The organism is Rhizobium sp. BK316 (assembly GCF_014193695.1).
In the GTDB taxonomy this organism is placed as follows: Bacteria; Pseudomonadota; Alphaproteobacteria; order Rhizobiales; family Rhizobiaceae; genus Rhizobium.
On sequence record NZ_JACHZR010000006.1, the window covers coordinates 387,863 to 397,037 of the forward strand.

The window sequence follows — 9,175 nt, forward strand, 5'->3', positions numbered from 1 at the left end:
GGCTCAGGCCTTTACCACTGTCTGGAAGACCTTGCGGACAGCCTTGGACAGCCGCTTCACCTCACCCTCCAAAGTCTTGATGTCAGGGCAGTCTCCGGCCCGGCAGACGAGCTCGGTCAGGCCCGCAGGCGCCTCCTTCGGATCGAACATTCCATCGATGCAGAGGCGGATGAGCTGTGAAAGCTCGGTATAGAGGGTAAAAGCTTCAAGGCAGGTATCGAGGTCTGCCGAACCCATCAGCTTCTCGCCCAGCACCTTCAGTGCCGCGCCCGTTGTCAGGCCGTTGATCCTGATCTCGACACCTTTGGCCGGCGCGATCAGGGCGAGATATTGGGCGATGAATTCAACATCGATCACGCCGCCCGGAATGAGCTTCAGATCCCAGCCATTCTCCGGTGCCTTTTCCTTTTCGATCAGCTCGCGCATCTCAGCCACGTCATGGGTCACCTTGGCGACATCGCGTTTCACCGAGAGCACATCTGCAATGATGCCTTCCGCCTCGCCGATCAGGCTTTGATCGCCGCAGATCAGCCGGGCGCGGGAGAGCGCCATATGCTCCCAGGTCCAGGCCTCTTCGCGCTGGTATTTGCCGAAGGCATTGATGCGGGTGGCGACCGGTCCCTTGTTGCCGGAGGGGCGAAGGCGCATGTCGACGTCATAGAGCACGCCTTCGGCCGTCGGGGCCGAGAAAGCGGCGATCAGGCGTTGAGTGATGCGGGTGAAGTATCGTGTGGCATCGAGCGGCTTTGCACCGTCGGATTCGGCTGACGCATCGTCGTAATCGTAGAGCAGGATGAGGTCGATATCGGAGCCCGCCGTCAGTTCGAAGCTGCCGAGCTTGCCCATTCCGGCGATGGCGATACGCCCGCCGGGATAATCGCCGTGCGCGACGCGGATCTCCTTCATGACAGCATCAAGTGCCGCCTCGATAATGAGGTCCGCGAGATGGGTAAAGGCGCGCGAGGCCATGTCACCGTTGATCGAGCCGGTCAGCAGGCGGATGCCGATCAAAAAGCGCTGTTCGGAGGCGAAGATGCGCAGCCGGTCCAGCACTTCTTCATAGTGTCGGGCCTGCACCAGCGAGCCCTTCAGCCGCTCGCCGAGATAGTCGCGCGTCGGCAGCTCGGCCATCAGGCCGGGATCGAGCATGCCGTCGAAGACATGCGGGCGGGCGGCGATGACTTCCGCGAGCTTCGGCGCCGAGGACATGATGTTGACGATCAGGGAAAGCAGCGCCGGATTGCTGCCGAGCAGCGAGAAGAGCTGGATGCCTGACGGCAGGCCGGAAATGAAACTGTCGAAGCGCAGCAGCGCCTCGTCCGCCCGTTTACTTTCGCCGAAGACGCGCAGAAGCTCGGGCGCCAGTTCCGTCAGACGTTCGCGCGCCTCGACCGATTGCGTGGCGCGGTAGCGGCCGTAGTGCCAGGTGCGGATGACGCGTGAAATATCCGATGGTCGTTCGAAGCCAAGCTTCTTCAGCGTCTCCAGCGTATCGGGATCGTCGCCCTGACCGGTGAAGACGAGATTGCCGGTTCCAACGGAGAGCTTCGTTTCCTGCTCGAAAAGGTCGGCGTAGCGCCGCTCGACCGTCTTCAGCACCTCGACCAGCCGCTCGGAAAAGCTCGGCGTATCGGTAAAGCCCATCATGAAGGCGATGCGCTTCAGCTCTGCATCGGTTTCCGGCAGGAGATGGGTCTGCTCGTCGCGCACCATCTGGATGCGGTGCTCGACATCCCTAAGGAACCAGTAGGCCTCCGTCAGCTCGTCGCGGGTTTCCGCATCGATCCACTTTGCCTTGGTGAGCTCCGCCAGCGTCTCCTCGGTGACGCGCGAACGCAGTGCCGGCATCCGGCCGCCGGCGATCAGCTGCTGGGTCTGCACGAAGAATTCGATCTCGCGGATGCCGCCGCGGCCGAGCTTGACGTTATGGCCCTTCACGGCGATTGCGCCATGCCCCTTGTGGGCGTGGATCTGCCGCTTGATGGAGTGGATGTCTGATATCGCCGCATAATCGAGATATTTGCGGAAGACGAAGGGAGCAAGGCCGCGCAGGAACTGCTCGCCAGCGGCAATATCGCCGGCGACGGCGCGGGCCTTGATGAAGGCGGCTCGCTCCCAGTTCTGCCCCCTGCCCTCGTAATAGATCATGGCGGCATCGACTGACATTGCCAGCGGTGTCGAGCCGGGGTCCGGCCGCAGCCTGAGATCGGTGCGGAAGACATAACCGGCCGCCGTGCGCTCCTGCAGGATGCGCACCAGCCGCCGCATCATACGCGGGAAAATCTCGATCGCATCATCCGGATCAGGCACGATGCCGGCCTCTTCGTCGAAGAAGACGACGAGATCGATATCGGAGGAATAGTTGAGCTCGGAAGCGCCGAGCTTGCCCATGCCGAGAACGATGAGGCCGGAACCTTCGCTCGGTGCAGCAATATTCTTCAGTTTCAGCTTGCCGCTTTCATGCGTCGACAGCAGCAGATGATTGATGGCGGCCGTCACCGAGGCCTCGGCGAGTTCGCTGAGCCAGCCGGTCGTCGCCCGGCCGTCGAAGATGCGGGCGAGATCGGCAAGGGCTACGAGGAAGGCCACTCTGCGCTTGACGATGCGAAGCCTGGTCATCACTTGGCCTTCGCCCGGCGCGTTTCCGTCACTGTTCGGCTTCCAGCAATCGCGCGCCTCTGATATCAGCGTCTCGATCTGCGGTTCCAGCGGATCGCTGATGGCGGAGGCAAGCATGGCCGGATCGAGATTGGCGATCTCACGCAGGTAGGGAGAGAGGGTCAGGACGGCGGCGATGAAATCGCGCAGCGCGCCTTCGGCCTTCAGCATTTCGGCGACAACAGGCTCGCTCTTGCCGATATCCTGCAGGTCTACGATCGCCGCTTTCAGTTCCGTCTGGTTCAACGGCCGCAGAAGTCCTTCGGCGACATCCTTCAAGCCGTGCTTCGATTTCATCAGCATTCGCTCTCCCTGGCATAGCCGCAATGCGACTTTAAACTAGGGTGTCAGCGTGAAAGCGCCAACATGAAAATGATAAGGAAATCAGGCAGGCCTGACGGGGAAAACCATGCTGACGGTGAGGCCGGGACGCTCCGCATTGCCGGGCTCGGTGTCGGAAAGCTCCAGCGTGCCGCCATGCAGCTCCATGATTGCTTCGACGAGCGAGAGGCCAAGTCCGGTGCCCGGTTTCGAGCGGCTTTCATCCAGGCGCACGAAGCGCTTCACTACGTCCTCGCGCCGGTCAGGCGGGACGCCCGGGCCGTGGTCGGCGACCGATAGGCAGATGCCGTCGGGGCGGCGGCTGAGCTTCACCGAGACGGAGCCTGCGCCTTGGGTATCGGCGGAATATTTGATCGCATTGTCGAGCAGATTGAAGATCGCCTGGCCGATCAGTTCGCGGTTGCCCTGTATCTCGATGCCAGGCTCGATCTCGGATGTCAGCGCCATGCCTGCCTCATCGGCCACCGGCTCGTAGAGTTCGGCGCTGTCGGCGACGATGGCGGAAAGCTCGATCGGCGACATTTCGGCGGCGACGGAACCCGCCTCGACGCGAGAGATCATCAGCAGCGCGTTGAAGGTGCGGATGAGCTGGTCCGATTCGGAGATGATGCCTTCGAGAGCGCCGCGGCGCAGCTCGCGGTCCTCCATGTCGAGCGCATCGGCGGCCTTGTTGCGCAGGCGCGTCAGCGGCGTCTTCAGGTCATGGGCGATATTGTCGGAGACCTGCCGCAGCCCTTCGTTCAGCTTTTCGATGCGTTCCAGCATGGTGTTCAGTGAGACGGAAAGACGATCGAACTCGTCACCCGAGCCGCCGACCGGCAGGCGCTGCGAGAGATCGCCGGCCATGATCTTCTTGCCGGCGTCCGACATGCGGTCGATGCGTTTCAGCGCATTGCGGCCGATGCCAAACCAGATGATGATGGCGCCGAGACCCATGATAGCGAGCGCGATCATGAGGGCCTGGCGCACCAGCACGCGAAAACGTTCCGGCTCGCCAAGGTCGCGGCCGATCAGTACGCGCAGGCCGTTGTCGAGAACGAAGATGTTGGCAATCGCCATATGCCGCACCAGACCGCTATCGGTATAGCGCTGATACATGAAGGGTACCGAGGTCCAGCCCTGCTCCTCGAAAACGCCTGGCTGCACGGAAGCGACGTTGCCGGCAAGGATATCGCCCGAGGGACCGGCGATGAGATAGAGATTGGCGCCCGGCTGACGGGCGCGGCGCTCCATCGTGCGCAGGAGCAGGTTCATGCCGCCGGCATCATAGGCGCGCTGGACCTGCGTCACCTCCTGGGCGACCGAATCGCGGATCTGGCCGGACAGCAGCCGCTCGGACATCGCCGTCACATAGAAGACGAGCGTTGCGGCGCAGATGGCAAAGAGCAGGATATAAAGGGCCGAAAGGCGGACTGCTGTGGATTTGAAAAGAACCCAGAAGCGGCTCATCCCTCGTCCTTGATCATGTAACCCGCGCCGCGGATCGTCTTCAGCAGCGGCTGGCTGAAGTCCTTCTCGATCTTGGAGCGCAGGCGCGAGACATGCACGTCGATGACATTGGTCTGCGGATCGAAATGGTAATCCCAAACATTTTCGAGCAGCATGGTGCGGGTCACCACCTGGCCGGCATTCTTCATGAGATATTCCAGCAGGCGGAATTCGCGCGGCTGCAGCGGGATTTCCTTGCCGCCGCGGCGGACTTCATGCGAGAGGCGGTCGAGTTCGAGATCGCCGACGCGATAGACGACGTCCTGATCGGGCGTGCCCTTTCGGCGGCCGAGGACTTCGACGCGGGCCAGCAGCTCGCTGAAAGCGTAGGGCTTCGGCAGGTAATCGTCGCCGCCGGCGCGCAGACCCGTGACGCGGTCATCGACCTGGCCGAGCGCAGAAAGAATGAGAACGGGCGTGTGGATACCCTTGCGGCGCAGCTCGCTGATGACGGAAAGACCATCGCGGCGCGGCAGCATGCGGTCGATGACGATGACGTCATAGGTATTTTCCGACCCCATGAAGAGACCGCTTTCGCCGTCGCTTGCATGGTCGGCAACGATGCCCGCCTCACGAAAGGCTTTCGTGAGATAAACCGCCGCTTCGAGATCGTCTTCGATGATGAGAATCTTCATGCGGCCGACATTACCCGCCGGTTGCTTTTCGGCAAGGCTCAAAGCGTCTTCCTGTTGTGCGGAGGTCATTGCGGGCGTCCTTCGTAATTGAAGAATTTGGCGGCTGTGAAGAATTCGGCAAACTTAAAATACTTGGCAGAACTGGAAATTCGGGGCCGCGCAGCCTTTGCGTCTGCGCGGCTCCCGTCATTTGGGGCGGAAGATCAGCCCTGGCCGTTGATCGGAAGGGCGACGAAGCGGCTGCCGTCCTTCGACTGGATCTGGAACAGCGCGCGGGTGCGGCCGTCTTTCTTGGCCTGGTTGATGACGCGGACGACATCGTCAGCGCTGGAGACTTCCTGGTTGTTGACCGAGGTGATCGTCTCGCCCTCCTTGATGCCCTTGTCGGCAGCATCGGAGTTCGGGTCGATGCCGGTGATGGCAAGACCCTTGCCGTCATCGGAGGGGCCGACCGTCAAGCCGAGATCAGCAAGCGCCTTTTCGGATGCCGGCGGCTGAGCCTGTCCCTGCTGGTCATTGTCGTCGCCTGCGGAAGCCTGCTGATCAGCCGGCAGCGTGCCGAGCTCGACGGTGACGGACTGGGCCTTGCCGGAACGCCATACCGAAAGCTCGACCTTGCTGCCCGGTGTCATCGCGCCGATGCGGCGGCTGAGATCGCGGGCATCCTTGACCGGCTCACCGTTGACGGCGGTCACGACGTCGCCGGTCTTCATGCCGGCCTTCTGGCCCGGCGTGCCGTCCTGCGCGGAAACGACCAGGGCACCACTTGCTTCGGAAAGGCCGAGAGAGTCGGCAATGTCCTTGGTGACCGGCTGGATCTGCACGCCGAGGTAACCGCGCGAAACCGTACCGTCCTTCATCAGATCGGCAACGACATCCTTGGCGGTGGAAGCCGGGATTGCAAAGGCGATACCGACGCTGCCGCCCGACGGCGAGAAGATCGCGGTATTGATGCCGACGACCTCACCGTTGAGGTTGAAGGTCGGACCACCGGAGTTGCCGCGGTTCACGGCGGCGTCGACCTGCAGGTAATCGTCATAGGGGCCGGAGCCGATATCGCGGCCGCGGGCCGAAATGATGCCGGCCGTGACCGTGCCGCCGAGGCCGAAGGGATTGCCGACGGCGACGACCCAGTCACCGACGCGGACCTTGTTGTCATCGGCCCAATTGACATAGGTGAACTTGCGGCCCTTGCCATCGACCTTCAGCACGGCGAGGTCGGTGCGCGGGTCCTTGCCGATCAGCTTGGCGTCGAGCTCGGTACCGTCATTCATGACGGCAACGAAGGCCGAGCCGTCGGACACGACGTGGTTGTTGGTGACGATGTAGCCGTCTTCGGTGATGAAGAAGCCCGACCCTTGAGCGACCGGGCGCAGGCGACCCTCGCCCGGATGGCCGAAGCGGCGCTGCTGATTCTGGCCCTGACGGTTCTGCTGCTCGCCGAACTGGCGGAAGAACGGCTTCAGAGCGTCCGGCAGATCGTCAAAGCCGCGGCCGTTGAAATCGAAGGAGAAACCGTTGCCGTCATCGGAAGCGGGCTTCACGCGGCTTTCGACGCGAACGGAAACGACGGCAGGGGAAACGGCGTCAACGACATTGGCGAAGCTCGGAACCGAGGGAGACTGGACATTGACAGCCTCGGCGTAAGAACGGGAGATCTCGACAGGGATACCGGTTGCGAGCACGGCGGCTGCCAGACCGGCAACGGTGGATGCCTGAAGCACCGTTTTGAGGGACGGACGTCCGCGGAAATTTTTGAGCATTAGAGCACCTTCTCTTTTTGTTCAGATCTCGTTCCGGGCGATGCCGGATCCGTTGATGATCGAGATATAGGACGCCAGACCTTACTGCGAACTGTCCGGCCCATGAAAAATTCGTAATGTACTGACATTCTTTTGGTTGCATGCGAGGGGCGATGCCAATTCGCCGATCCATATTTAACCGATTGGTTGACAAGCGCGTGGGCACCCTGTATTTAACCAAAAAGTTACATACGAGGACATCATGCAGACCGACACCCTGAGCGCCGCTTTTGCAGCCCTTGCAGACCCCACACGCCGGGCAATCATCGCGCGGCTGGCCGAAGGCGAGGCTTCGGTCAACGAGCTCGCCGCCCCCTTCGACATGAGCCTTCCGGCCGTCTCGAAACATCTCAAAGTGCTGGAAAAGGCTGGCCTCATCAGCCGTGGCAAGGAAGCCCAGTGGCGACCGGCCAGGCTTGAACCGCAGACGATGAAAAGCATCGCCGACTGGCTGGAGCAATACCGGCGCTTCTGGGAATCGAGCTTCGACCGGTTGGACGGCTACCTTCAGAAGATCCAAAGCGCGGATGACCGCGGCTCGCGCAACTAGAGTATCGGACCGAAAAGTGTGAAGCGGTTTTCGGAGAATCCGATGCTTAAAAAGATCGACGCGCATCTTCAATCAAACAGGGAAATCATCATGGCCGATCAGCTATCGCGCCCCACATTGCATATGCAGCGGATATTCGATGCGCCGCGTGCGCTCCTATGGGCCGCCTGGACCCGGCCGGAAATGGTCGTCGCCTGGCTCGGCCCTGTCGAGTGGCCGGCGGTCAGCGTCGTGCAGGATCTGCGCATCGGCGGCACATACAGGGCCTGCCTGAAGAATACGAAGGACGGCCGCCTGTTGTGGCAGAGCGGCGTCTACAGAGAAATAGAAGAGCCCTCGCGCCTCTCCTTCACCTTCCAGTGGGAGAGCTCGCATGAGGACGGCGAACCGGTCGTGACACTCGTGACCGTCCTCTTCGAGGAACTGGCCGATGGCCGCACGCGGATGGATTTTACCCATGCAGACCTGAAGTCCGAAGAGAGCCTTGCCGGACACAGATATGGCTGGGAGAGCACTTTCGGCAGGCTGGAAAGCTGGATTGCAATGCAAGGACATCAAAGGGAGTGAGGATCATGAAACTCGTCACGAATCTCGTGTTCAAAGGCGAATGCCGTCAGGCCTTCGAATTCTATGCCAAAGTGCTCGGCGGCAAGCTGACCGGCATGCACACTTTCGGAGAAGCACCCGGCGACATGCCGATCGATCCGTCCTTCAAGGACAAGATCATGCATGCCTGGCTCGATGTCGGCGACCAGTCCCTGATGGGCTGTGACGCCCCTCCCGGGTATCAGGAGGATATGGGCGGCTTCAGCGCCACCTATCACAGCGAGGACGCTGCGGAAACGAAGCGGGTCTTCGAGGCGCTGTCGGAAGGCGGCAAGGTGACCATGCCCTATAACGCCACCTTCTGGTCGCCGGGCTTCGGCATGTTCACCGACCGCTTCGGCACGCCCTGGATGGTCAACACGATCCCGGCGGGTCAGCCATGAACGAAAAGGCCATGCTCTGGACCGGTCGCGTGCTCACCGGGCTCTTCGCGCTCTTCATGCTCGGCGCATCGATCGCGCCAAAACTTCTCGGCATGCCGGTCGCCGAGGAAATCATGACGCAGCTTGGATGGCCGAACGGCTATGTGCTGATGATCGGCCTCATCGAGCTCACCTGCCTCGTGCTCTACCTCATCCCGCAGACGAGCGTTTTCGGTGCCGTGCTGATGATGGGGCTGCTCGGTGGGGCCATGGCGACACAGATCCGGGCCGGAAGCCCGCTCTTTAGCCATATATTGTTCAGCATCTATCTGGGGCTGTTCATGTGGGGTGGATTGTGGCTGCGCGATCCGGCCGTGCGGGCGCTTTTTCCCTATCGAAAGGCGTGAGGATCGACCATTCCGCTGCTCAGCAGGCGGAATGGTTTTATTTTTTCAGCAATTCTTCGAGCTTGGCCTGTTCTTCGGCGGTGAGCTTGCTACCGGTGGGTTTGCCGGCTCTTCTGCGGGCAGAGACAACGAGCGAAACCCCGCCGGTGAGGATCAGCAGCACGGGTGTGCCCCAGAGCAGCAGCGTGCGTAGGCTGAAGCGCGGCTTCAGCAGCACGAACTCGCCATAGCGCGAGACGATATAGTTCAGCACCTCTTCGTCGCTGTCGCCATCGGTGATGCGCTCGCGCACGAGCAGGCGCAGGTCCTTGGCGAGATCGGCATT

At 61.6% G+C, this 9,175-nt stretch carries 9 protein-coding genes; 4 read left to right on the forward strand and 5 right to left on the reverse strand.

The genetic code is table 11. The features are described 5' to 3' along the window. Positions 1–3: 3 nt before the first annotated feature. The 4 genes from FHT87_RS27255 to FHT87_RS27270 form a co-directional block, all read right to left on the reverse strand. Complete coding sequence (locus FHT87_RS27255; protein WP_183805874.1) at positions 4–2,961, reverse strand: bifunctional [glutamine synthetase] adenylyltransferase/[glutamine synthetase]-adenylyl-L-tyrosine phosphorylase; 2,958 nt, start codon at positions 2,959–2,961, stop codon at positions 4–6. Between the two features lie 81 nt (positions 2,962–3,042). Then, positions 3,043–4,449, reverse strand: a complete 1,407-nt coding sequence (locus tag FHT87_RS27260; protein WP_183805876.1) for a HAMP domain-containing sensor histidine kinase — start codon at positions 4,447–4,449, stop codon at positions 3,043–3,045. Next, positions 4,446–5,192, reverse strand: a complete 747-nt coding sequence (locus tag FHT87_RS27265; protein WP_007825278.1) for a response regulator transcription factor — start codon at positions 5,190–5,192, stop codon at positions 4,446–4,448. The genes FHT87_RS27260 and FHT87_RS27265 overlap by 4 nt, the downstream gene beginning before the upstream one ends. Before the next feature lie 134 nt (positions 5,193–5,326). Continuing rightward, a complete protein-coding gene (locus FHT87_RS27270) occupies positions 5,327–6,886 on the reverse strand; it encodes a Do family serine endopeptidase (RefSeq protein ID WP_183730962.1) in 1,560 nt (519 codons plus the stop codon). A 241-nt stretch (positions 6,887–7,127) separates the two neighbouring features. Between FHT87_RS27270 and FHT87_RS27275 the strand changes: the two genes are divergently transcribed. The 4 genes from FHT87_RS27275 (at position 7,128) to FHT87_RS27290 (ending at position 8,850) form a co-directional block, all read left to right on the forward strand. Then, positions 7,128–7,475: a metalloregulator ArsR/SmtB family transcription factor gene (locus tag FHT87_RS27275; protein ID WP_183730965.1), complete on the forward strand. Its 348-nt coding sequence runs from the start codon at positions 7,128–7,130 to the stop codon at positions 7,473–7,475. A gap of 90 nt (positions 7,476–7,565) precedes the next feature. Next, positions 7,566–8,042, forward strand: coding sequence for an SRPBCC domain-containing protein (locus FHT87_RS27280; RefSeq protein ID WP_183805878.1), 477 nt, complete (start codon positions 7,566–7,568; stop codon positions 8,040–8,042). Positions 8,043–8,047: 5 nt separating this feature from the next. Further along, positions 8,048–8,464, forward strand: a complete 417-nt coding sequence (locus FHT87_RS27285) for a VOC family protein (RefSeq protein ID WP_183730971.1) — start codon at positions 8,048–8,050, stop codon at positions 8,462–8,464. After that, a complete protein-coding gene (locus FHT87_RS27290) occupies positions 8,461–8,850 on the forward strand; it encodes a DoxX family protein (protein ID WP_183730974.1) in 390 nt (129 codons plus the stop codon). Before FHT87_RS27285 ends, FHT87_RS27290 begins: the two co-directional genes overlap by 4 nt. A 37-nt stretch (positions 8,851–8,887) precedes the next feature. Here the strand turns inward: FHT87_RS27290 and FHT87_RS27295 are convergent. Then, positions 8,888–9,175: cytochrome c-type biogenesis protein (locus FHT87_RS27295; RefSeq protein ID WP_183805880.1), on the reverse strand; the 288-nt coding region annotated here is incomplete at its 5' end.